The organism is Streptomyces sp. NPDC050546, assembly GCF_044457425.1.
Lineage (GTDB): Bacteria > Actinomycetota > Actinomycetes > Streptomycetales > Streptomycetaceae > Streptomyces.
Genome location: NZ_JBITGX010000007.1, coordinates 446,265 through 467,579, shown reverse-complemented (window position 1 = coordinate 467,579; position 21,315 = coordinate 446,265). Strand labels below are relative to the sequence as shown.

Annotated in this window: 21 protein-coding genes; 15 read left to right on the top strand and 6 right to left on the bottom strand. The window is 72.2% G+C overall.

Annotated features, from left to right (window positions below):
• Nucleotides 1-112 precede the first annotated feature (112 nt).
• The 7 genes from ald (at nt 113) to ACIBK5_RS20370 (ending at nt 7,484) form a co-directional block, all read left to right on the top strand.
• Nucleotides 113-1,237, top strand: coding sequence for an alanine dehydrogenase (gene ald, locus ACIBK5_RS20400; protein ID WP_399021257.1), 1,125 nt, complete (start codon nt 113-115; stop codon nt 1,235-1,237).
• Nucleotides 1,238-1,662: 425 nt separating this feature from the next.
• The gene (locus ACIBK5_RS20395) at nt 1,663-2,790 is read left to right on the top strand and encodes a ParA family protein (protein WP_399021256.1); all 1,128 of its coding nucleotides are present in this window, start codon (nt 1,663-1,665) and stop codon (nt 2,788-2,790) included.
• The gene (locus tag ACIBK5_RS20390) at nt 2,775-3,365 is read left to right on the top strand and encodes a hypothetical protein (RefSeq protein WP_399021255.1); all 591 of its coding nucleotides are present in this window, start codon (nt 2,775-2,777) and stop codon (nt 3,363-3,365) included. The genes ACIBK5_RS20395 and ACIBK5_RS20390 overlap by 16 nt, the downstream gene beginning before the upstream one ends.
• 18 nt (nt 3,366-3,383) lie before the next feature.
• Nucleotides 3,384-4,631 carry a segregation and condensation protein A gene (locus ACIBK5_RS20385; RefSeq protein WP_399021254.1) on the top strand — a complete coding sequence of 416 codons (1,248 nt, stop codon included), beginning with the start codon at nt 3,384-3,386 and terminating at the stop codon, nt 4,629-4,631.
• Entirely contained in the window at nt 4,628-5,314 is a 687-nt protein-coding gene (gene scpB / locus ACIBK5_RS20380; protein WP_399021253.1) for an SMC-Scp complex subunit ScpB, read from the top strand. The genes ACIBK5_RS20385 and scpB overlap by 4 nt, the downstream gene beginning before the upstream one ends.
• A complete protein-coding gene (locus tag ACIBK5_RS20375; protein ID WP_399021252.1) occupies nt 5,314-6,378 on the top strand; it encodes a pseudouridine synthase in 1,065 nt (354 codons plus the stop codon). Before scpB ends, ACIBK5_RS20375 begins: the two co-directional genes overlap by 1 nt.
• An 86-nt stretch (nt 6,379-6,464) precedes the next feature.
• The gene (locus tag ACIBK5_RS20370) at nt 6,465-7,484 is read left to right on the top strand and encodes an ADP-ribosylglycohydrolase family protein (protein WP_399021251.1); all 1,020 of its coding nucleotides are present in this window, start codon (nt 6,465-6,467) and stop codon (nt 7,482-7,484) included.
• A gap of 3 nt (nt 7,485-7,487) precedes the next feature.
• Here the strand turns inward: ACIBK5_RS20370 and ACIBK5_RS20365 are convergent, their stop codons facing one another.
• Nucleotides 7,488-7,928 (bottom strand): Rieske (2Fe-2S) protein, encoded by a 441-nt coding sequence (locus tag ACIBK5_RS20365; RefSeq protein ID WP_399021250.1) that lies wholly within the window; start codon nt 7,926-7,928, stop codon nt 7,488-7,490.
• Between the two features lie 179 nt (nt 7,929-8,107).
• Between ACIBK5_RS20365 and aroH the strand changes: the two genes are divergently transcribed.
• The 5 genes from aroH to der all read left to right on the top strand — a co-directional run bounded on the left by aroH (nt 8,108) and on the right by der (nt 12,567).
• The gene (gene aroH, locus ACIBK5_RS20360) at nt 8,108-8,470 is read left to right on the top strand and encodes a chorismate mutase (protein WP_189731135.1); all 363 of its coding nucleotides are present in this window, start codon (nt 8,108-8,110) and stop codon (nt 8,468-8,470) included.
• Complete coding sequence (locus ACIBK5_RS20355; protein ID WP_399021249.1) at nt 8,467-9,552, top strand: prephenate dehydrogenase; 1,086 nt, start codon at nt 8,467-8,469, stop codon at nt 9,550-9,552. The genes aroH and ACIBK5_RS20355 overlap by 4 nt, the downstream gene beginning before the upstream one ends.
• A gap of 134 nt (nt 9,553-9,686) precedes the next feature.
• On the top strand, nt 9,687-10,349 hold the full coding sequence (gene cmk, locus ACIBK5_RS20350) for a (d)CMP kinase (protein WP_399021248.1): 663 nt from the start codon (nt 9,687-9,689) through the stop codon (nt 10,347-10,349).
• Complete coding sequence (locus ACIBK5_RS20345) at nt 10,346-10,993, top strand: lysophospholipid acyltransferase family protein (protein ID WP_399021247.1); 648 nt, start codon at nt 10,346-10,348, stop codon at nt 10,991-10,993. The genes cmk and ACIBK5_RS20345 overlap by 4 nt, the downstream gene beginning before the upstream one ends.
• A gap of 80 nt (nt 10,994-11,073) precedes the next feature.
• Nucleotides 11,074-12,567, top strand: coding sequence for a ribosome biogenesis GTPase Der (der, locus tag ACIBK5_RS20340; RefSeq protein WP_399021246.1), 1,494 nt, complete (start codon nt 11,074-11,076; stop codon nt 12,565-12,567).
• Between the two features lie 59 nt (nt 12,568-12,626).
• On the opposite strand, the gene ACIBK5_RS20335 is transcribed toward der, so the two are convergent.
• Both ACIBK5_RS20335 and ACIBK5_RS20330 read right to left on the bottom strand, forming a co-directional pair.
• A complete protein-coding gene (locus ACIBK5_RS20335) occupies nt 12,627-13,016 on the bottom strand; it encodes a hypothetical protein (protein WP_399021245.1) in 390 nt (129 codons plus the stop codon).
• An 86-nt stretch (nt 13,017-13,102) separates the two neighbouring features.
• A complete protein-coding gene (locus tag ACIBK5_RS20330; protein WP_399021244.1) occupies nt 13,103-13,885 on the bottom strand; it encodes a hypothetical protein in 783 nt (260 codons plus the stop codon).
• A 543-nt stretch (nt 13,886-14,428) separates the two neighbouring features.
• Between ACIBK5_RS20330 and ACIBK5_RS20325 the strand changes: the two genes are divergently transcribed.
• Complete coding sequence (locus ACIBK5_RS20325; RefSeq protein WP_399021243.1) at nt 14,429-15,067, top strand: transglycosylase family protein; 639 nt, start codon at nt 14,429-14,431, stop codon at nt 15,065-15,067.
• Nucleotides 15,068-15,153: 86 nt separating this feature from the next.
• On the opposite strand, the gene ACIBK5_RS20320 is transcribed toward ACIBK5_RS20325, so the two are convergent.
• The 3 genes from ACIBK5_RS20320 to ACIBK5_RS20310 form a co-directional block, all read right to left on the bottom strand.
• Entirely contained in the window at nt 15,154-15,795 is a 642-nt protein-coding gene (locus ACIBK5_RS20320) for an ABC transporter ATP-binding protein (RefSeq protein ID WP_399021242.1), read from the bottom strand.
• Nucleotides 15,796-15,862: 67 nt separating this feature from the next.
• Nucleotides 15,863-18,817, bottom strand: coding sequence for an ATP-binding cassette domain-containing protein (locus ACIBK5_RS20315; RefSeq protein ID WP_399021241.1), 2,955 nt, complete (start codon nt 18,815-18,817; stop codon nt 15,863-15,865).
• Between the two features lie 9 nt (nt 18,818-18,826).
• Complete coding sequence (locus tag ACIBK5_RS20310; RefSeq protein WP_399021240.1) at nt 18,827-19,303, bottom strand: hypothetical protein; 477 nt, start codon at nt 19,301-19,303, stop codon at nt 18,827-18,829.
• 139 nt (nt 19,304-19,442) lie between these two features.
• Here ACIBK5_RS20310 and ACIBK5_RS20305 point away from each other — a divergent pair, with 139 nt between their 5' ends.
• Nucleotides 19,443-20,006: a hypothetical protein gene (locus tag ACIBK5_RS20305; RefSeq protein ID WP_399021239.1), complete on the top strand. Its 564-nt coding sequence runs from the start codon at nt 19,443-19,445 to the stop codon at nt 20,004-20,006.
• Nucleotides 19,981-21,267: an ABC transporter substrate-binding protein gene (locus tag ACIBK5_RS20300; RefSeq protein ID WP_399021238.1), complete on the top strand. Its 1,287-nt coding sequence runs from the start codon at nt 19,981-19,983 to the stop codon at nt 21,265-21,267. Before ACIBK5_RS20305 ends, ACIBK5_RS20300 begins: the two co-directional genes overlap by 26 nt.
• The last annotated feature ends 48 nt before the right edge of the window (nt 21,268-21,315 follow it).

Sequence of the window (21,315 nt, the reverse complement as noted above, 5' to 3'; positions counted from 1 at the left end):
AACACCTTCATTAGACTGGCTCTGCCGCACGTTCTCCTGCGGTCTCTCCCGGTGTGCCCGAGCGCGGCCGGGTATGCCTAGTAATGCCCCCATACCCTCTGAGCCAAGGACCGTGATCGACGTGAAGGTCGGCATCCCCCGCGAGGTCAAGAACAACGAGTTCCGGGTGGCCATCACCCCCGCAGGCGTGCATGAGCTGGTGCGCCATGGCCACCAGGTCGTCATCGAGCGCGGCGCCGGCGTCGGCTCCTCGATCGTGGACGAGGAGTACGTCCTCGCCGGTGCCCAGATCCTGGACACCGCCGACGAGGTGTGGGCCGCCGCCGACCTGCTGCTGAAGGTCAAGGAGCCCATCGCCGAGGAGTACCACCGCCTCCGCAAGGACCAGACGCTCTTCACCTACCTGCACCTCGCCGCCTCCAAGGAGTGCACGGACGCCCTCCTGGAGTCCGGCACCACGGCGATCGCGTACGAGACGGTCGAGCTGCCCAGCCGCGCGCTCCCGCTGCTCGCCCCGATGTCCGAGGTCGCGGGCCGGCTGGCCCCGCAGGTCGGCGCCTACCACCTGATGCGCGCCAACGGCGGCCGGGGCGTGCTGCCCGGCGGCGTCCCCGGCGTCCTGGCCGGACGGGCCGTCGTCATCGGCGGCGGTGTCTCCGGCTGGCAGGCGGCGCAGATCGCCATCGGCCTGGGCTTCCACGTGACCCTGCTCGACAAGGACGTCAACAAGCTCCGCGAGGCGGACAAGATCTTCGGCACGAAGATCCAGACCGTCGTCTCGAACACCTTCGAGCTGGAGAAGGCCTGCCTGGAGGCCGACCTCGTCATCGGCGCTGTGCTGATCCCCGGAGCCAAGGCCCCGAAGCTGGTCACCAACGAGCTCGTCTCGCGGATGAAGCCCGGAAGTGTCCTTGTCGACATCGCGATCGACCAGGGCGGCTGCTTCGAGGACTCCCGTCCGACCACCCACGCCGAGCCGACCTTCCCGGTCCACAACTCGGTCTTCTACTGCGTCGCCAACATGCCCGGCGCGGTGCCCAACACCTCCACCTACGCGCTGACCAACGCGACGCTGCCGTACATCGTGGAGCTCGCGAACCACGGCTGGGCGCAGGCCCTGCGCCGCGACCCGGCGCTGGCCCGGGGTCTCAACACGCATGACGGCAAGGTCGTTTACCGCGAGGTCGCCGAGGCCCACGGCGTGGAGCACGTGGAGCTGGCGTCGCTGCTCGTCTGAGCTGTCCACCGGTCCCGGGTGACCGGTAAGTCGGCTAAGTCATCAACCCGTAAAGGCGATACGTCAACACGGGCCGTCAACGCCGCGCACCTGGCCGGACCTTGCCCGACAAGGTCCGGCCGGATGTGTGTATGGTCACTTCGCGCTTCTCGAGCAACTCGCCTCGAACGTAACCCTTCAACCGATTCGCACACCGGTGAAACCTGCCGTGCGACGGCCGTACGCCCTTGACAGCGGGATGTTTCATTGCCGACACATCGGGCCGGGTCCGGCGGATTGTGTTGCTGCGGACGCCCGACACGCCATAGAGTCGCCAGCTGTCGGCATGGTGCCACGCTGACCTGTCTAGAAGTTTCCTGGTCACCAAGGAGGTAAGACGACTTGTGAATGAGTCGACATTTACTCCCGGGGGTGGCCAACCAGGAATGCCTGCACGGGACCAGGAGCCCGCGGGATTCGCGGCTGTCGGCTCCGTCGCTGTGCGCACCTTCGCAGCCCACCAGAGTCAGCAGGCGACTCACACAGCACACCAGAAGATGGATGGCCATCACGTGAACGCCATGGCCGGCGGCGGAAGTGGCGCGCCCCACAACCAACTCGCCGACTACGACGACCTGCCCGAGGGGCACTTCTACGACCCCGACGCGGAGTACGAGCCCGACCCCGAGTACGCGGCCACTCTCGCGCCCGACGCGGCCAGACAGCGCCGGGAGCGCATCGGCCCGACCGGGCGTCCGCTGCCGTACTTCCCGATCCCGGGCCCGCTGGGTGACCACGGCCCCGCGAAGATCATCGCGATGTGCAACCAGAAGGGCGGCGTCGGCAAGACGACGTCGACCATCAACCTGGGTGCCGCGCTCGCGGAGTACGGACGCCGGGTCCTGCTCGTGGACTTCGACCCGCAGGGCGCGCTGTCGGTCGGTCTCGGCGTCAACCCGATGGAACTCGACCTCACCGTCTACAACCTGCTCATGGAGCGGGGGATGGCGGCCGACGAGGTGCTGCTGAAGACGGCGGTCCCCAACATGGACCTGCTGCCCAGCAACATCGACCTGTCGGCGGCCGAGGTCCAGCTGGTCTCCGAGGTCGCCCGCGAGTCGACACTGCAGCGCGCCCTGAAGCCGCTGCTGCCCGACTACGACTTCATCGTCATCGACTGCCAGCCCTCGCTCGGCCTGCTCACGGTCAACGCCCTGACGGCCGCGCACAAGGTGATAGTGCCGCTCGAGTGCGAGTTCTTCGCGCTGCGCGGTGTGGCGCTGCTGACGGAGACCATCGAGAAGGTCCAGGAACGGCTCAACCCGGAGCTGGAGCTCGACGGGATCCTCGCCACGATGTACGACTCGCGCACGGTGCACAGCCGTGAGGTGCTCGCGCGTGTCGTCGAGGCGTTCGACGACCACGTCTACCACACGGTCATCGGGCGCACGGTCCGCTTCCCGGAGACCACGGTCGCCGGTGAGCCGATCACCACGTACGCCTCCAACTCCGTCGGTGCCGCCGCCTACCGCCAGCTCGCCAGGGAGGTGCTCGCCCGGTGTCACGCCGAGTGAGTCTGCCGGGGGCCGACGAACTCTTCCGTACGACAGGGGGAATGGGGCTGCAGTCGTCCACGCCCAGGCGCCAGGCCAACGGCGACGCCAGGGTGCCCGCTCCGGCGGGTGAGGGCGACGCGGCGGCGGCAGCGGCCGCGGAGGACGCGCCGCAGTCGGTGCCCGCGCAGGGCGGCGACGGCGAGGGCGCCGAGCACGTGGCGACCGACGCGGAGCCGGCCGATGCAGGGGAGTCCCGCAGCCGCTCCGCGGCCGCGGAGCGCTCCGGCTCCGGGCGGCGCCAGGCGGCGCAGGAAGGTTCTGCCGCCGCGTCCGCGGGCGCTGCGCCCCGCAAGCGCGGACGGGCGGCCGCGCGCCGTCCCAGCGGCCGTGAGCGGCACGACGAGAAGATCACCGTGTATGTGTCCGCCGAGGAGCTCATGGACCTGGAGCACGCCCGTCTCGTGCTCCGCGGCGAACACGGCCTGGCCGTCGACCGGGGCCGCATCGTCCGCGAGGCGGTCGCCGTGGTCCTCGCCGACCTGGAGACCCGCGGGGACGCCAGCATCCTCGTACGACGTCTGCGCGGGCGGTAACGGTAGCCTGCGGGGGCTATGACCTCGAACGCTTCCCCTCCACCCGCCGACGGCCCGAACGGCCGTCGGCGCGCGTTGGGGCGGGGGCCGGGCGCCGGGCCCCTGCCGGGAGCTGAGCCGGTCGAGGCGGAGTCGCTTCCGGAGATGGCTCGGCCCGGGGCCGCGCCCCCCGAGCCCGCGGCACCGGCTGAGCCGACAGCGGCGGAGATCTTGGGGCCGGGGTCGGGGTCGGTGGCCGAGCGGGTGGAGCCCGGTGGGTCGGCGGAGGCCGTGGAGCCGAAGTGGGCCGTCGAGTCGGCGGAGGCTGTGGAGCCGACGCCCTCAGTCGAGCCGGTGGTGTCCGTAGAGCCGGTGGCGCCCGTTGGGCCGGTGGTGTCCGCAGAGCCAGTGGTGCCCGTCGAGCCGGTGGTGTCCGTAGAGCCGGATGCAAGAGCCGAGAGCCCGGGTGACGTCGGTGACGGGGTTTTCAAGGTTCGGCTCGCCAACTTCGAAGGTCCCTTCGATCTGCTGCTGCAGTTGATCTCCAGGCACAAGCTGGACGTCACCGAGGTCGCGCTGTCGAAGGTGACCGACGAGTTCATGGCCTACATCCGGGCGCTGGGGCCGGACTGGGATCTGGACGAGACGACCGAGTTCCTCGTCGTCGCGGCCACCTTGCTCGATCTGAAGGCGGCCCGGCTGCTGCCCGCCGCAGAGGTCGAGGACGAGGGCGACCTGGCGCTGCTCGAAGCCCGGGACCTGCTGTTCGCCCGGCTGCTCCAGTACCGCGCCTACAAGCGGATCGCGGACATCTTCAGCGGGCGGCTCGACGACGAGGCCCGGCGCTATCCGCGTACCGTCGGGCTCGAACCGCAGCACGCCGAGCTGCTGCCCGAGGTCGTCATCAGCATCGGGGCGGAAGGGTTCGCCAAGCTCGCCGTGAAGGCGATGCAGCCCAAACCCAGGCCGCAGGTCTACGTCGACCACATCCACGCCCCGCTGGTCAGCGTGCAGGAGCAGGCCCAGATCGTCGTGGCCCGGCTCAGGGAACTCGGTGAGGTCAGCTTCCGGGCGCTCATCGAGGACACCGACGACACCCTCACCGTCGTGGCCCGCTTCCTCGCCCTGCTGGAGCTGTACCGCGAGAAGGCCGTGGAGCTGGAGCAGGAGACCGCGCTGGGCGAGCTGCTCGTGCGGTGGGCCGGCGGGGACGGGGACGAGACACCGACCGTCACCGACGAGTTCGACCGGCCGCCCGAGCCGCCGAAGGAGGAGAAACAGGCGTGAGCGAAGAAATCAGCGAGCTCCCGGCCGGGCTGCGTACCGTCGCCGACCTCGACCTCAAGCCCGCTCTGGAGGCCGTACTGATGGTCGTGGACGAGCCCGCGACCGAGGAGCATCTCGCGAAGATCCTCGACCGGCCGCGCCGCCAGATCACGGACGCGCTGCGCGAGCTGGCCGACGAGTACACCGTCCAGGGGCGCGGCTTCGAACTGCGGTTCGTCGCGAACGGCTGGCGGTTCTACACCCGCGCCGCGTACGCGCCCGCCGTCGAGCGCTTCGTGCTGGACGGCCAGCAGGCCCGCCTCACCCAGGCCGCCCTGGAGACCCTGGCCGTCGTCGCGTACCGGCAGCCGGTCAGCCGCAGCCGGGTCTCGGCCGTGCGCGGAGTCAACTGCGACGGCGTCATGCGCACCCTCCTGCAACGGGGTCTGGTCGAGGAGGCGGGCACAGAACCCGAAACAGGTGCGATCCTGTACACGACGACGAACTACTTCCTGGAGCGGATGGGCCTGCGCGGTCTGGACGAGCTCCCGGAGCTCGCGCCCTTCCTCCCCGAGGCGGAGGCGATCGAGGCCGAGACCCAGGAGGGCGTACCGTCGTTCGACCCGGACGCGCCTGATGACGACGTGCCGGGCCGCCCGGTCACCCCGGGTACCGACGACGAAGACGACCAGACGGAACTTTGATGCGAAGCAGCGGCAGGAACGGCGGAAACGGCGGGCGCGGCAACCACCGCGGTGCCGGCAACAACAGGGATGACAAGCAGGGGCAGGGCCGCCCCAGCAAGCCCCGCCCCGAGGAGCGCCGCTACGACGTGGGCCCCGGGGCGACGAAGGACGGGCCCAAGTCCGGGCGCGGCGGCGCGGCCCGCGGCGGCGCCAAGGGCGGTCCCAAGCAGCCCCAGCAGCGTGGGCGTACGGCTCCGGCGCGCCCTCGCGAGTACGAGGCGAAGATCGAGGAGCGCAACCGCGACCGGTACGCCGGGAAGAAGGACGTCAAGCTGCCCAAGACCTTCCCGGGCGCCGAGCAGGAGGGCGAGCGGCTCCAGAAGGTCCTCGCGCGCGCGGGCTTCGGCTCCCGGCGGGCCTGCGAGGAGCTGATCGAGGAGGCCCGGGTCGAGATCAACGGTGAGATCGTCCTGGAGCAGGGGCGGCGTGTCGACCCGGAGAAGGACGAGATCAAGGTCGACGGGCTGACCGTCGCCACGCAGAGCTACCAGTTCTTCTCGCTGAACAAGCCCGCCGGTGTCGTGTCGACGATGGAGGACCCGGAGGGCCGGCAGTGCCTCGGTGACTACGTCACCAACCGCGAGACCCGGCTCTTCCACGTCGGCCGGCTCGACACCGAGACCGAGGGCGTCATCCTGCTCACCAACCACGGCGAGCTGGCCCACCGGCTGACCCACCCGAAGTACGGCGTGAAGAAGACCTACCTCGCGCACATCGTCGGCCCCATCCCGCGCGACCTGGGCAAGCAGCTCAAGGACGGCATCCAGCTGGAGGACGGCTACGCGCGCGCGGACCACTTCCGGGTCGTCCAGCAGACCGGCAAGAACTACCTGGTCGAGGTCACCCTCCACGAGGGCCGCAAGCACATCGTGCGCCGGATGCTCGCGGAGGCCGGTTTCCCGGTCGACAAGCTGGTGCGGGTCGCCTTCGGGCCGATCACCCTGGGCGACCAGAAGTCGGGCTGGCTGCGGCGGTTGTCCAACACGGAGGTGGGGATGCTGATGCAGGAAGTCGATCTCTAGGCGAAGCGCCGACCCCGAAGTGCTTGAGTTCCCCGTGCCCGGTGGGCGCGGGGAACTGTTCGTGACCGGCCGGAAGGACACCCCGCATGACCCTCCTCGTCCACAAGCAAGCCGCCACCGGGGCGCTCACCGGCCTCGCCCTGGGGGACGCGCTGGGGTATCCGACCGAGTTCAGCGGCGTGCCGGCGATCCTCGAGAGATTCGGCCCCTGGCGGCAGCTGGAGCTGCCGACACCGGCGATCGTCAGCGACGACACGCAGATGACGCTGGCGCTCGGGTGGGGCATACGGACGGCGATGGACCGTGGTGTGCTCGGGCCCGACGGGATGGCCGAGTCGGTACGGCAGGAGTTCATCGCCTGGAACCGTTCCCCGGAGAACAACCGGGCCCCCGGCAACACCTGTCTGCGAGCCTGTGCCCTGCTGGAGCGCGCGGACCGGCCCTGGCAGGACGCCAGCCAGATCCACTCCAAGGGCTGCGGCGCCAACATGCGCGTCGCGCCCCTGGGGCTGATCGTGGGTCTGAGTGACGAACAGCGCGCGGGCGCCGCCCAGTTGCAGTCGGCCCTCACCCACGGGCACCCCACCGCGCTCGCCGCGTCCGACCTCACCGCGCACGCGATACGCCTGCTCGCACAGGGCGCCGAGCCGGCCGAGCTGATCGGCCTGCTCCGCTCGTACGCCCTGGAGAACCGCAGCCACTACCACGAGCGCTGGCTCGGTGATCTGTGGCACCGGGCCCAGGACCCGAGCCCCGAGCAGTTCATCGCGCGCGGCTGGGGCGAGTGCCTGGAGATCCTCGACCGTCTCGGGCACGCCGTGCGCACCGTCTCGCCCGAGGACGATCCGTGCCTCGCCACAGGGGAGGGCTGGATCGCCGAGGAGGCCCTGGCGACCGGGCTGCTGTGCTTCCTGCTCTTCCCCGACGAGCCGGTCACCGCCCTGCGCCGCGCCGCCTGCACCGCCGGCGACTCGGACTCGATCGCCTGCCTGGCGGGCGCCTTCGCCGGAGCGTACGCGGGCGCGGAGGCCTGGCCGACCGCGTGGGCCGACCGTGTAGAGCACCGGAGCGACCTGCTCACGCTCGGGGCGCTCTGGGACGCCTGAGGGTCAGGTGAGGCGGACCGAGCTCCCCTCCACGGTGATCTGTTCGGCGGGCAGGGCGCGGGTCGCCGGGCCGTGGGCCACCGCGCCGTCGGCGATACGGAACTTGCTGCCGTGGCAGGGGCAGTTGATCGTGCCGTCGGAGACCGTCGTCACCAGACAGCGCTGATGGGTGCAGATGGCCGAGAAGGCCTTGAACTGGCCCTGCTCCGGCTGGGTCACCACGACCTCCTCGTCCTTGAAGATCTTGCCGCCGCCGACCGGGATCTCGTCGGTGGAGGCCAGCTCCTGGCCTGCGGGGGCGCCCGTCGTCTCCTTGTCGGTGGGGGAGACCGTCGACGTGGAGCCGTTGTCGCCGCCGCCCCCGCCGCAGGCCGCGACCAGTGCCACCGCTCCGGTCGCGCCCGTCGCGAGGAGAACCGTCCGGCGAGTGGTGTCGTACGTCATGTCGTCACTCCGAAGTGCCAATAAGGGACAAAAGGGACTTTTCTGAATCTTGGCACTGAAAATACCCAAGGAATAGTAATTCCGGTGTCTCATCGGGCGGGCGCCGCGCATCCGGTTCGCGCGGGCTGACTAGGCTGGACGGACGTAGAGCGACACGCACGTCAGCAAGGAGCAGCGCCGTGGCGGTACGAGCGGTCCGGGGGGCCGTCCAACTCGAACGGGACGAGGCCGGACACATGGACGAGCAGGTCGGAGCCCTGCTCACGGCCATCCTTGAGCGCAACGAACTCGCGGCCGACGACCTGATCAGCATCTGGTTCACGGCCACGCCCGACCTGCACAGCGATTTCCCGGCGGCCGCCGCCCGCAAGCTCGGCATCGTCGACGTACCGCTGATCTGCGCCCAGGAACTCGACATCGAGGGCGCCATGCCCCGCGTCGTGCGGGTCCTCGCGCATATCGAGTCCGACCGGCCCCGGGCCGGTATCGCCCATGTCTACCTCGGCGCCGCGGCCGCCCTGCGCAAGGACATCGCCCAGTGAGAACCGCACTCGTCATCGGTACCGGCCTCATCGGCACGTCCGCCGGTCTGGCCCTGTCCCAGCGGGGCGTGACCGTGCACCTCGCCGACCCGAACCCGGAGCAGGCCCGCACGGCGGCCGCCCTCGGCGCCGGCACGGACGAGGCGCCGGAGGGGCCCGTCGACCTCGCGATCGTCGCCGCGCCGCCGGCACATGTGGCCGATGTGCTCGCCGACGCCATGATCCGCGGTGCGGCGCGCGGCTACCTGGACGTCGCCAGCGTCAAGGGCGGGCCGCGCCGCGAGCTGGAGGCGCGCGGTCTCGACCTGTCCGCCTACATCGGCACACACCCCATGTCGGGCCGGGAGAAGTCCGGCCCGCTCGCCGCGACCGGCGACCTCTTCGAGGGCCGCCCGTGGGTGCTGACCCCGACCCGGGACACCGACACCGAGGTGCTGAACCTCGCCCTGGAGCTGGTCTCGCACTGCCGTGCCGTGCCGGTGGTGATGGACGCCGACGCCCACGACCGTGCCGTCGCCCTCGTCTCCCACATGCCCCACCTGGTCTCCAGCCTGGTCGCCGCGCGTCTGGAGAACGCCGAGGAGGCCGCCGTACGGCTGTGCGGGCAGGGCATCCGGGACGTGACGCGGATCGCCGCCTCCGACCCCCGGATGTGGATCGACATCCTCTCCGCCAACCCCGGGCCGGTCGCCGACCTGCTCACGGACGTCGCCGGCGACCTGGAGGAGACCGTGCGGGCGCTGCGTGCCCTGCAGTCCACCGACGACCACAAGCGCCGCGAGGGCGGCACCGGCATCGAGGACGTCCTGCGGCGCGGCAACGCGGGGCAGATCCGCGTCCCCGGCAAGCACGGCTCCGCCCCGCGGGCCTACGAGGTCGTGGCGGTGCTCATCGACGACCAGCCGGGACAGCTGGCCCGGATTTTCGCGGACGCGGGCATGGCCGGCGTCAACATCGAGGACGTACGGATCGAGCACGCGACCGGGCAGCAGGCCGGCCTGGTGCAGCTGATGGTCGAACCGAAGGCGGCGCCCGTGCTGAGCGCCGCGCTGCGCGAGCGGGGCTGGGCGATTCGGCAGTAGGGCATCCTGGAACAGGGCCGGCCGACGCGCGGCCGGACGAGTGACCCGCACCCAGTAACCTTGTGCGGGGCTCTCGCGCCCTCACCCCGCCAGCCCGGTCCAGGAAGGTCTCCACTGTGGAAAGCCCCACGCCCGTGATTGTCGCCATCGACGGCCCCTCCGGCACGGGCAAGTCGAGCACCTCGAAGGCCGTGGCGGCGCAGCTCGGGCTGAGCTACCTGGACACCGGCGCCCAGTACCGGGCGATCACCTGGTGGATGGTGAGCAACGGCATCGACATCGACGACCCGGCCGCGATCGCCGCCGCGGCGGGCAAGGCGGAGATCGTCTCCGGCACCGACCCGCAGGGCCCGACCATCACCGTCGACGGCGTCGACGTGGCCGGTCCGATCCGCACCCAGGAGGTCACCTCCAAGGTCAGCGCGGTCAGCGCGGTGTCCGACGTGCGGGCCCGGATCACCGAGCTGCAGCGCACGATCGCGGCCTCCGCGGAGAACGGCATCGTGGTCGAGGGCCGTGACATCGGCACGACCGTGCTGCCCGACGCAGACCTGAAGATCTTCCTCACCGCCTCACCGGAGGCGCGTGCCGCCCGCCGCAGCGGCGAGCTGAAGGGCTCCGACGTCCACTCCACCCGCGAGGCCCTGATCAAGCGGGACGCGGCTGACTCCAGCCGCAAGACCTCGCCGCTCGCCAAGGCGGGCGACGCGGTCGAGGTGGACACCACCGAGCTCACGCTGGCCCAGGTCATCGAGTGTGTCGTCACCCTCGTCGAGGAGAAGCGGGCGGGGAAGTGACCGACGTGCCTTCGGTACGGGGTGCCGAGGTCGGGCGGCGCATCGGCGTCGGCCTGATGTACGGGCTGTGGAAGCCGCGCGTGCTCGGCGCCTGGCAGGTGCCCACGACCGGCCCGGTGATCCTCGCGGTCAACCACTCCCACAACATCGACGGCCCGATGGTCATGGGCGTGGCGCCCCGGCCGACGCACTTCCTGATCAAGAAGGAGGCGTTCGTCGGGCCGCTGGACCCCTTCCTGCTCGGCATCGGACAGGTGAAGGTGGACCGCGAGACCACCGACCGCACGGCGATCACCCAGGCGCTCGGCATCCTGGAGAACGGCGGCGTGCTCGGCATCTTCCCCGAGGGCACCCGGGGCGAGGGCGACTTCGCCTCGCTGCGCGCCGGGCTCGCGTACTTCGCGGTGCGCGGCGGCGCGCCGATCGTGCCGGTCGCCGTGCTGGGAAGCACCGACAGGCGCGGACGGTTGATAAAGGGGCTGCCTCCGCTGCGCTCGCGCGTCGACGTCGTCTTCGGCGAGCCCTTCGACGCGGGCGACGGCAGCGGGCGGCGTACGCGCAAGGCGCTGGACGAGGCCACCGGCCGCATCCAGAAGCAGCTCGCCGCCCACCTGGAAAACGCCAGGCGCCTCACCAGGCGCTAGGCAACACTGAGTAGTGGATCAGCCCGGCAGACAGCGGGTACTCCACCGACCACCAAGATGAACGACGAGGTACGGACTTCATGAACGACCACATCCAGCCCGACGGCTCGGCCGCCTCCGAGGGCGCGCACGAGCACGACCACGGGGCGCTCGGCGACGCCGAGTTCGCGGAGTTCATGGAGCTCGCCGCGGAGGAGGGCTTCGACCCCGAGGACGTCGAGGGCGCGATCGAGGCGGCCGGACACGGCCCGCTGCCCGTGCTCGCCGTGGTCGGCAGGCCCAATGTCGGCAAGTCGACTCTGGTGAACCGCATCATCGGCCGCCGCGAGGCCGTGGTCGAGGACAAGCCGGGCGTCACCCGCGACCGTGTGACGTACGAGGCCGAGTGGGCGGGCCGCCGCTTCAAGGTCGTCGACACCGGCGGCTGGGAGCAGGACGTCCTCGGTATCGACGCCTCCGTGGCCGCCCAGGCCGAGTACGCCATCGAGGCCGCCGACGCGGTCGTGTTCGTCGTGGACGCCAAGGTCGGCGTCACCGACACCGACGAGGCCGTAGTCCGGTTGCTCCGCAAGGCCAACAAGCCCGTGGTGCTGTGCGCCAACAAGGTCGACGGCCCGAGCGGCGAGGCCGACGCGACCGCTCTGTGGTCCCTCGGTATCGGCGAGCCGCACCCGGTCTCCTCGCTGCACGGCCGTGGCACCGGCGACATGCTGGACGCCGTCCTGGAGGCCCTGCCGGAAGCCCCCGAGCAGAGCTTCGGCACGGCCGTCGGCGGCCCCCGCCGGATCGCGCTCATCGGCCGTCCCAACGTCGGCAAGTCCTCGCTCCTCAACAAGGTGGCGAACGAGGAGCGCGTCGTCGTCAACGAGCTGGCGGGCACCACGCGTGACCCGGTCGACGAGTTGATCGAACTCGGCGGCGTCACGTGGAAGTTCGTCGACACGGCGGGCATCCGCAAGCGCGTGCACCTCCAGCAGGGCGCCGACTACTACGCCTCGCTGCGCACCGCCGCCGCCGTCGAGAAGGCGGAGGTGGCCGTCATCCTCATCGACGCCGCCGAGTCGATCTCGGTGCAGGACCAGCGGATCGTCACCATGGCCGTGGAGGCGGGCCGCGCGATCGTCGTCGCCTTCAACAAGTGGGACACCCTCGACGAGGAGCGCCGCTACTACCTGGAGCGGGAGATCGAGACCGAGCTCGGCCAGGTGGCGTGGGCCCCGCGGGTGAACGTCTCGGCGCGCACCGGGCGGCACATGGAGAAGCTGGTCCCGGCGATCGAGACGGCCCTGGCGGGCTGGGAGACCCGGGTCCCGACGGGGCGGCTGAACGCCTTCCTCGGTGAGCTGGTCGCCGCCCACCCGCACCCCGTCCGGGGCGGCAAGCAGCCGCGCATCCTGTTCGGCACCCAGGCGGGCACCAAGCCGCCGCGGTTCGTGCTGTTCGCCTCCGGCTTCATCGAGGCGGGCTACCGGCGCTTCATCGAGCGCCGCCTGCGCGAGGAGTTCGGTTTCGAGGGCACGCCGATCCACATCTCGGTGCGGGTGCGCGAGAAGCGCGGCGCGAAGAAGAAGTAACGCGAGAACAGTGGAAGGGCGGGCCCCCGGGGGCCCGCCCTTCCACTGTCGGTGCTCGCTCAGACGCCGCTTCGTGGTACCGGCGGCAGGGCGGCCGGCACATAGTGCATCGCCGTGCCGTGCGCGCTGACGGTCCCGACGCGCTGCCAGTGCGGCTGCTGTCCGGCGGCGTGGCGGGCGCTCTGGGCCCCCGCACTGTACGCGCTGTACGAGCTGCCGTACGAATAGCTGTACGAGCCCGTACTGTGCGGGATGCTGCCGAATGCGGTGAAGCCCAGCTTCTCCTCGCCGCTGCGGTCGCCGGGCAGTGCGCGGAAGGACTTGACGTACTCGGCGTAGAGCGCGTCGTAGATCGGCGTGGCCGATGGGCCGCCCAGGGAGTCCTGAGCCGACCGCGCGGAGGGGATCGGCGAGAAGGACTGGCGGCGGGGAACGTCGTATGCGTGCACGTATGTCCAAACGACCCCGCGGGTCAGGGGATGCGGCCCTCGTACGGCTTTCGCCGGTGTGCGGCGCGTGCGGGTGACCCGCCGGTTCAGGTACCGGCCAGCGGCAGGGCCGCGCCGACCAGCACTCCGGTCGCCGCCGCCTTGTCCAGGGCGTCCCGCATCAGGTCCTCGCGCGGCTGACGGCCGATCGAGCCGACGGGCGCGGCGAACATCAGTACCTGCTGGTGCTTGTTGGCGGCCGCGCGCCAGGGGTCGGTCACCTGGAGCGGCTGGTGCGCCTGCCACCAGGCCACCGGCTGGCCGCCGTTGGTACCGGGCTGGAGCACCGCGTGCAGCTGGCCCACGGCGAGCAGCACCGACCAGCCGTGCAGCACCGGCGGTACGGCGGACAGGTCGGCCAGCGGCATGAAGCCCTGCTCGGTGAGCAGGGGCAGGAAGTCGTCGCCGGAGCCGGTGGTGCCGGCCCGGGCGACGGGCGCGGTCGGCTCCACCACCAGGGCCGGGTGCAGCTCCCCGGCGATCAGGACGAGCCCGCTGGTCACGCCGAGCACCGCCGGCTCGGGCGCCGACTGGTCGGAGACCATGCCGCCGGTGTCGCCTGCGATGGACTTCACGGCGCCCCGCAGCTGCTCCTCGGTCACCTGGACGACCTGCGAGGGCAGACAGCCGGAGTGGGCGAAGGCGAGGACGGCGGTCTCGTCCCCGATGAAGAGGACGGTGCTGGTGCGCTCCTGCTCGGAGTCGCCCGGAGTGCGGCAGGACGTGCAGTCGTAACTGCCCGGGGCGGTCTCTCCGGCGAGCAGGCGGTCTGCTTCTTCGTCGCCGATCTCGGCGCGTACCTCGTCGCTGACGTCGAGCATGCGCGGCACGGGTGGCTCCCTCGGGGGTGCGGTGCGTGGCAAAGCCGGGTGGCTCCCGGCCCGTGGTCCGGGTAGGTCCCGGCTCATGAAGAAGACAACGGGCGATCTGTGGCGGGAGTCACGCCCCAGGGCGAACGGAATCGAACCAACCAGCGCGCAGGGTCACGTTCGGCACGGAATCGCACACTCACGGTCAAGTACCCGATTTGTAAAGGACGTTGAGTGGGTGAAGTGGGTCACACGCCAGCGAGGCTGTTGGTCGATAAATCACGAAATCCAGGAATGAAGTGGGTGTCCGGAAATTGCCGTTACCCGAGGTATCGGTGAACTGGCCTGGCATGACGAGCCGCTGGTTGATGACAGACCGTCAACTCCTTAGATTCCTCCGCCGTGTGCAGCGAGCACCGCTCGGGTACGTCCGCCGGCCGCACGGTTCTCCGGAACCGGGCAGCACCACCACCGGCGGGCGGGGCGAGCGCGACCCACGTGCCCCATGGCGCGGGGAGTGGCGCTCCGCCTAGGGGGACCCCGGGTGTTTCGAGAGGGAACTACATGTCCGAATGTGCCTATACCACCCGCGACAGCGCTAGGAAGAACCCGGTTCGTACGACGGCGGTCCTCGCCGGGGCGGCACTGCTCGCGCCCCTCGGACTGCTGGCGGCGACCGGCAACGCCGCGGCGGCTGACAGCGGGGTGTGGGACCGCATCGCCCAGTGCGAGAGCGGCGGCAACTGGCACATCAACACCGGCAACGGCTACTACGGCGGACTCCAGTTCGCCCCGTCGACCTGGAGCGCCTACGGCGGCACGGCCTACGCGGCCACCGCCGACCGGGCGAGCAAGTCCCAGCAGATCGCCGTCGCCACCAAGGTCCAGCGCGCCCAGGGCTGGGGCGCCTGGCCGACCTGCTCGGCTCGCGCCGGGGCGAGCGGAAGCGCACCCGCGGCTTCCGCCGCCGACCCGGTCACCTCCAAGCCCGCTCCGGAGAAGCAGTGGAAGGCGCCGGAGCGTTCCGCACCGCACCCGAACCGCAGCACGTCCCGCGGCGACTACACCGTCCGCGAGGGCGACACCCTGAGCGGCGTCGCCGCCCGGCACGGGACCACCTGGCAGCGCCTCTACGCCGCCAACAAGACCGCCATCGGCGGTGACCCGAACATGATCGTGCCCGGCCTGCGTCTCGACATCTGAGCCGCTGCTCCCCCTCGCCGGGACACGGGGTCCCGTCCGGTCGCTCGACCGGGCGGGACCTTGTCGTGCCGGGCGCCGGCCCTCGGTCATCGCCTGAGCTCGCCCGCCTCCCCGGCGAACACGACCGCCCCGCGGCGCAGTTCGTAGACGAGGGCGGGCCGGTCCCGCAGATCGGGCGGCAGCCGCTGCTCGGCCATCACCACGCACGCGTCGAGCGCGCTCAGCAGCTCGTAGGTCCGGGCCGCGACCGAGGGCGACATGCCCTGGACGGGCTCGTCGACGAGCACCACGCGCGCGCGTGCCAGCAAGGCCCGGGACAGGGCGAGCATGCGCTGCTCCCCTCCGGAGAGGGTGCCGGCGCGCCGCTCCAGGAGGGGACGCAGCTGCGGATAGGCGTCGAGGGCCGGGGCGTGGTCCGGGGCGGCGAGTCCGAGGTTCTCGCGCACGCTGAGCGAGCCGAACACGGCCTGCCGCTCCGGCACCAGGCACAGCCCGCGCCGGGCCCGCTCGTAGGCCGGTACGCGGGTCACGTCGGCGCCGTCCCACACCACCGCCCCGCCGGACAGGGGCACGGTGCCGGCCAGCGCGCGCAGGGCGGTCGTGCGGCCGGAGCCGTTGCGGCCCAGCAGGACGGTGAGGCCGGGGCCGGGGGCGGCGAGGGTGACGCCGTGCAGGGCCTCCAGGGGGCCGTAGCGCACGCGCGCGTGGCGCAGGGAGATCGTCGTCATCGGCCGGCTCCCGGGCCCGGGGGCCCACCGGGCGGGCACGCTCGCGTTCCCAGGTTCTCCAGGATGCTCATCGGCCGGCTCCTGTTCCCAGGGCGTCCAGGACACGGTCGGGCGGACCGGAGGCGACGATCCGGCCCGCGGTCATCACGTGCACGACATCGGCGAGGCCCGCGACCAGGTCCAGGTCGTGTTCGACGACGAGCAGGGCCGTGCCGTCGGCGGCCAGGGCCTTCAGGACCCGGGCCAGGGCGGACACTTCGGCGCTGTCCAGGCCGGCGGCGGGCTCGTCGAGCAGCAGCACGCGGGGGCCGCCCGCGAGGACCCGGGCCAGTTCGACGCGGCGCAGCGTCCCGGTGGGCAGCCCGGCGGCGGGCAGTGCCCGCACCGGCCCGTCCAGCCCGAGCAGCCTGAGCGTCCGCTCCACCGCGTCCGGGTCGGTCACCCGGCCCTGCTCGGCGCCGACCAGAACGTTCTCGGCCACGGTCAGCGACGGGAAGACGGCCAGTTGCTGGAAGGTCCGCGCTACACCGAGCCGGGTGCGGGCATGGGCGGGCAGTGCGGTGATGTCCCGGCCGCCGAGCCGCACGGTCCCGCGCGCGGGCCGCAGTGTCCCGGCCAGGCAGTGGAACAGAGTGCTCTTCCCGGCCCCGTTGGGGCCCACGACGGCGGTGATCCGGCCGGGGGAGAGGTCCAGGTCGACGTCGGCGAGCGCGGTGAAGCCGCCGTACTGGACGTGGAGGTGACGGGCGGTGAGGAGGGGGGAGACGCTGGTGGTCGGGGCGGTGGACACCGCCGCGGCGGGCCGGGAGCCCCTCGGGGGCTCGGACGCCGTCCCGGCCCGGTCCGCCGTCGGGCCGGCGGGGCGTGGTGTGCCGGGCGAGCCGCGGCGAACGGGCCGGGTCCTGGAGGCGCCCGGCGTACCCGAGGGCGTGCGCCCCGGTGCCCCGGGCGGCTGCCGGGCCGGGGGTTCGAGAGCGGATCGCCGGCTGTCCGCGTCCGTGTCGGCGGCCTGAGATGCCGTTCCGGGTTCGCCGGCCCCGGCGCCATGTTCCCCCTCCGCCGCCTCTGATCCGGCTTGTGGCGTCGCGTCCGTCGCCGCCTCCGGCCCGGCTCGCGCCACACCCGTCGCCCCCGTAGGCACCGGTGCCCTCCGGGCCTCCCGCGGTCCTGCCGGACGCAACAGTTCGCGGGCCCGCACTCCCGCCGGTGTCAGGGCCGGTGCCCGGCGCAGCCGCAGGCGTTCCGCCGCCGTGTGCAGGGCCTCGTACGGGCCGCCGGGGAAGCGGCCCACGAGGATCGCCAGGACGCCGACCAGTGCCGCGGCGACACCGCCCCGGGTGCCCGCGTCCAGGCCGACCAGGAGGGCCGCGGCGGCGAGGGCGCCGAGCGTGCTGTCCGCGCCCAGCACCACGACCGCCGCGAACCACAGCAGCCCGCGCACCGGGTCGTACGCGGCGGCGTCGAAGGCACGCAGGCCCATGCCGAGCATGCCGCCGCCCAGCGCGGCCAGCGCCGCGCCCGCGACGAAGGCCAGCAGCTTGAGGGACGGCACCTGGACGCCCGCCGCCTGCGCACCCCGCTCGTGGTCCCGCATGGCCGCCAGGGCCCGGCCCGTCCGCCCCCGGCGCAGGGCGTGCGTCGCCAGCAGCGCGACCGCCAGCAGGAGCAGCTCCAGGACGTAGTAGGCACGGTCCCCGTCGAAGCCCGCCGGGCGGCCCAGCGACAGGCCCGACGTGGCGTACGGCTGGGCGAAGACGAACCGGCTCACCCCCACACCGACGGCGAACGTCGCCAGCGCCAGCGCCAGGCCCCGGCGGCCGATCGCCGGCCAGCCGGTGAGCAGACCGAGCGGCGCCACCAGGACGACCGCCACCGCGAGGGCCGCCAGCTCCGGCAGGCGGGGCAGCCCCGGGAAGCGGCCGGCCGCCAGCAGCGCGGTGAACAGGGCGCCCAGGCCCGCGTACGCCGCCTGGCCCAGCGAGATCTGGCCGCCCCGGCCGGTGACCACCACCAAGGACAGCAGGATCACGGCCAGCGCCGGCACCTGGACGGAGGTGTGCAGATCCCGGCCGGCGAGGCCCAGCGGCAGCAGGAAAAGGACGAAGGCCACGATCCAGGCGCCCGGCGGGGTCCGCACGCGCGCGGTGGCCGTGCGCGGCAGCGCGTCACGCGTGTCGGCAACCGGCAGGGCCAGCGCCGCGACCAGCAGGGCGACGACGAACAGGTTCGTGCCGGCCGCCTGGAGCAGCGGCTCGCCCCAGCCCGACGGATGCAGCCGCGTGAGCTGGCTCTGCGCCACCCCGATGCCCAGCGCCACCACCACCGCGACCGGCAGGCTCCGCATCCGCGCGGCCACCGCGACCGCCACGACCTCCATCACGAGCAGCGGCAGCCCGTACGGGTCGAGACGTACGTACGGCGCCAGCAGCACGCCCGTCAGGCCCGCCGTGAACGAGCCGAACGCCCAGCCCGCCGCCGCGACCCGGTCCGCGTCGATGCCGCCCAGCACGGCGAGCCGCCGGTCGTCGACCACGGCCCGCAGCTCCCGCCCGAACCGCGTCCAGCGGATCACCGCCGCGACCCCGGCGGCCAGCACCAGCACCACGGCCAGCTGCCCCCACGGCTCGTCCGGCACCAGTTCCGGCGCGTCCTCCCGCGCCCCCTGCCCCCACAGCAGCGCCGCCCCGCCCACCAGCAGTACGAACACCCCGATGGAGGCCACCAGCGTCTGCGCCGGGTCGCCGCCGAGGACCGCCAGCGGCCGGAAGACGAACCGCTCCAGTACGACACCCAGCCCCGGCGCCAGCACCAGCAGGGTCACCGTGGCCCCGAGCCAGAGCGGCCAGCCCCACTCGACCACGCACTGCCGCAGCACATACGCGCACACCATCGCGATCGCTCCGTGCGCGAAGTTGAGCACGCCGGTCGCTCGGTACGTCACGATCAGGCCGATTCCGGTCAGCGCCGCCGCGCTGCCGACCGAGAGGCCGGCGAGGGTGAGGTCGTACGTCAGCGAGGACATCGGCCGGGCTCAGTCGGTTTCCCCGGTGGGCTCGCAGATCGGGCAGGGGCCCAGTTCACCGCTCGCCACCAGCTTGGAGTCCACCGGGACCGCCTCAGCCTTGCCCGCGACCAGCGGGCAGTCCGCGCGGTGCCACAGCGTGCCGCCCGGCACCATCAACTGCTCGCCGCTGACCGCCAGGGGCGCGAGGGAGGCCTGTCCGGTCTCGTCCGCTTCGACGGGCTCGGCGGCCACCAGCAGGCCGTACAGCTCCTCCACGCGCGAGGCGGCGATCGAGCCCCGGCCGTGGGCCAGCAGCACCGCCCCGGAGACGATCAGCGCGGCGCCGGGGACCGTGCAGGAGGCGAGATAGGGAAGCTGCCGTTCCGCGAAGCGCTCGCCGGAGACGCCGTACCAGCCGACGACGCACAGCACCGCGCCCGCGGCCAGCGCGGCCCAGCCGGTCCACAGGACGGGATGCACGGTCCGCAGTCGGCTTGTCCGCATCGCTGGCTCCCACACGTCGGTTCGGCTGTGTGCTGGCTGCCTGTTCAAGTCCGGCGATCGCTTGCACTATGCCCTGTGGAAGCTGACCCTGAAAGCACCGGGCGCACATGGCCCGGACCGACACCCGGTGGTGAGCCAGATGGTTCTCGGCAGCGACCTCAGGCGGGGTAAGGCGACAGAGGGTCCGCGAGCCGCGGGACGGGGCACGGCGATCGCGGCCGCCCTGGTCCTGGCACTCGCCCCGGCCCTCGCGGCGTGCAGTGACGACAGCGGCGGCGGCAGCGAGAGCACGCCGCCCACACCGACCGCGGAGCGCACCACGAGCGCGCCGGCCAGCGCACCGGCGGACCGGGCCGCGGCCGAGCAGGAGATCAAGCAGAACTGGGAGACGTTCTTCGACCCGAAGACCTCGACCGAGGACAAACAGGCCGTCCTGGAGAACGGCGACCGGATGGGCCCGGTCCTCCAGGCCTTCAGCGGTGACGAGCGCGGCGGACAGGTCCAGGCGAAGGTCACCAAGATCGAGTTCACCTCGGCGACCGGGGCGGACGTGACCTACACGCTCACCCTGAAGGGCGCCACCGCTCTGCCGGACGCCTCCGGGACAGCCGTCGAACAGGAGGGCACCTGGAAGGTGTCCGTCAAGACGCTGTGCTCGCTGGTGCAGATGAGCGGCAATGGGTCGCCGGTCCCGGGCTGCTGAGATCCTCGCCGCTGTGCTGCTGCTCGCCCTGAGCGCGGCCTGCGGCAGCCGGCTCCCGGAGAGCGACTTCGAGCGTGACGACCGCTCCCCGGCACCCCGCGACTCCGCGCCCCTGCGGGTCGGCATCATCACCAGCGCCACCAGCCCGGTCGGCGGCAGCGCCTTCACGGGCCCGCGCGACGGCGCCAAGGCCTGGTTCGACCGGCTCAACGCGCGCGGGGGTATCGACGGCCGCCGCGTCGACGTGCGCCCGTGCGACGACGGCGGCAGCGGCGTCGGCAACAACGAGTGCGTGCACAAGCTGGTCGAGGAGGACGATGTCGTCGCCCTGGTCGCGACCACCGCCCTGGACTACGCGGGCGCCTCCCGGGTCTCCCGCGCGCGCGTGCCCGACATCGGCGGCCAGCCCATCGGCGGCGCCTACGACACCTACCCGCACCTCTACGGCATCTACGGCAGTCTCGCGCCCCGCGACGGCACCACCGGCTGGGACGGCAAGCTGTACGGCGGCACCGAGGTCTACCGCTACTTCAAACGCGAGCACGGCGCCCGCACCGCCGCCGTCGTCTCCTACAACCAGTCCGCGTCCGCCGCCTACGCCCGGCTCGTCGAGCGGGGACTGCGCGCCGAGGGCTACAAGGTCGTCACCGAGCAGGTCGACTTCGCCCTGCCCAACTTCCGCGCCGTCGCGGCCGACCTGAAGGAGCAGGGCGCCGACCTGGTCTTCGACGCCATCGACTCGCACGGCAACGCCCGGCTCTGCCAGGCCATGGACGAGGTCGGTGCCCGTGTCACCGCCAAGGTGACCAACGTGCAGAACTGGACGTCCACCGTCCCCGACGACTACGAGGACGCCCCGCGGTGCCGCAACGCCCTCTGGGCGACCGGCTCCAGCCGCGACTTCGACGACACCGGCCACCCGGCCGTACGGGAGTTCCGCGAGGCGACGAAAGACCTGGAGACGCACTCCCAGTGGCAGCTGGAGGGGTGGGCCGCCGCACGCTGGTTCACGGACGCGGCGAAGTCCTGCGCGAAGACGGGCATCACGCGCGCGTGCGTCGACGGCTACATGAACCGCAGCCAGGGCTACACGGCGGGCGGACTGCTCCTGCCCGTCGGGTTCCAGCGGCTCGCCGAGCCCCCGAAGACCCGCGAGACCTGTCTGTCGGTGGCCCGCTGGCAGGACGGCGAGGGCTGGGTCGGCCAGGGCGACATGAACCGCACCTGCTTCGACGTACCGCAACTGGCCTACGAGCCTTGAGGACAGGGGGGCCTTGAGGACAGGGGGCCTTGAGAACAGGGCCTAGAG